Origin of the sequence: Desulfonatronovibrio magnus, assembly GCF_000934755.1 — a bacterium.
Taxonomy (GTDB): Bacteria; Desulfobacterota; Desulfovibrionia; order Desulfovibrionales; family Desulfonatronovibrionaceae; genus Desulfonatronovibrio; species Desulfonatronovibrio magnus.
On record NZ_JYNP01000136.1, the window covers coordinates 1 to 2236 of the forward strand.

The 2236-nt window shown below is 42.6% G+C and carries 5 protein-coding genes; all 5 read left to right on the top strand.

Annotated elements, in window-relative coordinates:
- Window positions 1-303 precede the first annotated feature (303 nt).
- Entirely contained in the window at window positions 304-516 is a 213-nt protein-coding gene (locus LZ23_RS11705) for a ribbon-helix-helix domain-containing protein (RefSeq protein WP_045214401.1), read from the top strand.
- On the top strand, window positions 503-967 hold the full coding sequence (locus LZ23_RS11710) for a hypothetical protein (RefSeq protein ID WP_045214403.1): 465 nt from the start codon (window positions 503-505) through the stop codon (window positions 965-967). Before LZ23_RS11705 ends, LZ23_RS11710 begins: the two co-directional genes overlap by 14 nt.
- A gap of 163 nt (window positions 968-1130) precedes the next feature.
- Window positions 1131-1451, top strand: a complete 321-nt coding sequence (locus LZ23_RS11715) for a hypothetical protein (protein WP_045214405.1) — start codon at window positions 1131-1133, stop codon at window positions 1449-1451.
- A 196-nt stretch (window positions 1452-1647) separates the two neighbouring features.
- On the top strand, window positions 1648-1791 hold the full coding sequence (locus LZ23_RS24145) for a hypothetical protein (RefSeq protein WP_157493209.1): 144 nt from the start codon (window positions 1648-1650) through the stop codon (window positions 1789-1791).
- Between the two features lie 2 nt (window positions 1792-1793).
- Window positions 1794-2236 (top strand): hypothetical protein (locus LZ23_RS11720; RefSeq protein ID WP_045214407.1); only part of this gene is annotated, 443 nt, incomplete at its 3' end.

Here is a 2236-nt window from a genome sequence, read left to right on the forward strand (position 1 = left end):
ACCTGCCCTACTTGGTACAAACACCTGCCCTACTTGGTACAAAATACCCTCTAAACCCTTATCTGGCGCGGGTTTCATTTTCCTGAGTATTAGAGTATTTGAATACTTGATAAAAGCCTGCCTGGGTCGCCTTACGGCTCCCAGGCAAGGCTTATAAAAGCCAGAAGAAGAGAAGAGCCACCCGCTGCCGTAAAAATTAATTTCAGATTTTTATTATGAAACACTTAAAAAGTCAAAAAATTTGTAGTATACTTTATTATAAGGTTAGGAAATTACAACATAAATCTATAGGAGAAAACGAACATGAAAGAAAGATACTCAATCAGTTGTCCCCCGGAAACTATGGAACTCGTGGATCAGGCAGCTGAAAGCAACAACATCAGCAGGTCCGCAGTTGTTCGCATGTTCCTTGATTTAATAAGGTACATACCCGTTGAAAAACTTAGAGAAACATCTCCAGTTCCCACTTACCTGGGCCTCAGCCATAAGGAGGTCGCTAACAATGAACGAAATTAAAATTATGGAAGACTGTCAGGTTTCTACGAATAACCCTGAATTACTATGCAGATCCCTGGGTCTCCCAGCAGGTGTACCGCTCTTCACTGCCCTCGATCAATTATTCGGCAGCCTTTTGCCTGTTACTCCTGAAAACCAGGACAAAATAAACGTCTTCCTTCAGCTGCTTATGGCTAATAGCCCCAGAAACCTCCTTGAAGCTCAACTGATTATCCAACTCTTAATGTGTCACAGGCTCTGTGCCAAGATGCTGAAGAAAACATCACGGGAAATGTTCCCGGAAATTGCAGAGAAGTATCTGAACATGGCTATGAAACTGTCACGTAATTTCAACAAGGGCTTGGAATGTTTAAGTAAAATTCAGCGTGGAGGCAAGCAGCATATTGTTGTGGAAAATGTGTATGTGGAAAAAGATGCTCAAGCTATTATTGGCAATGTGAATAGGGGGTGATTAAAAATCAGTAAAAAACGAATACGGAAAAAAGGTGGTCAACCCGAGAATAAAAACGCAGTATCTCACGGCTTTTATTCGGTGGAGGCCAGGCATGAAAGAAAAATGACAATGGAAATACTTAAAAACATTAACAATTTAACTAAGGAAATAGGTGAAAACTATGTTAAGACCTAATCTCGATAATTACTTTGGCAAATGTAAGTTGGGAAACGTGTACTGGGAAAATAACAGACCTGGTTTTAATAAATGTCAAGAGGAGGCAGTGATTTTGGGTGTACCGGAGGCCTGCCGAATCAACTTCGATGAATTCTGGGAGGCCGTTAAAAATTACGTTGGTGATATTGACATGTTGCATATACAAGATGGCGTGCCATTATCCGACGGCTACTCATTGAGCGAGAAGCTGTACTTTATCAGCGTAGACAGTGCAGAGAAAATACTCGAAAACATAGATGATCTCATGTCTTGCGAGGAGATTTAGTTTAATATTAGTGAACTGTGGGGCCGTTAGGTCGGTCCCACTTTCTTTCCCGTCATGAAACTCCTTCCTGCGTTGCATTTCCCCCTCGTTTAGTGCCTTTATGTTTTAATGATCTTGAATTTTCGAAAATGCCCCCTATTTTAGGTTATAAGTTTATAGAGCAATAGAATCTATAACATTAAAACAGGAGGCAATTATGTACATCATCTTAGAACTGTTCGATCCCACCTTTCCTTGTATTCTCAATGACGAACAAGGCATCCCAATTATTTTCCCCACTCTGCAAGAAGCCCAGAAAGCAGCCCAAAAACTGCATGACCCCAGGATAGTGGAGGTGTAATCATGTTAAATCTACAAACCTTCCACACTGGCTTACAGACGGCTCAGATATTGGAAACAGAAGCAACCCTGGGAGATCGTGCCTTGTATATAGGCGCAAGTGATATCGCCCAGTGCCCCCGTAAAGTAGTCAAAACCAAAACCAACCCTAAGCCCCATACCCTGCAGACGCTGATAAGATTCAAGCGTGGCCACGTAGCTGAAGATATAATCTCAGAGGCCTTACACGCATTTCCACATGAAAGGCAGGTGGCGCTTGAATATGCCCTGTCTTACTGCCCAAATTGCAACTGGTACAGCCCAGATAAAACCAGGTGTTCTATCTGCGGAAACGCTGCAAGCTCCCTACCGCTTACAGCTCACTTAGACTTCGTATTCCCAGATCATACAATCCTGGAAGTGAAGACCACCAGCTTGCCTGGTATCCAGAAGAGCTGGGAAATGCA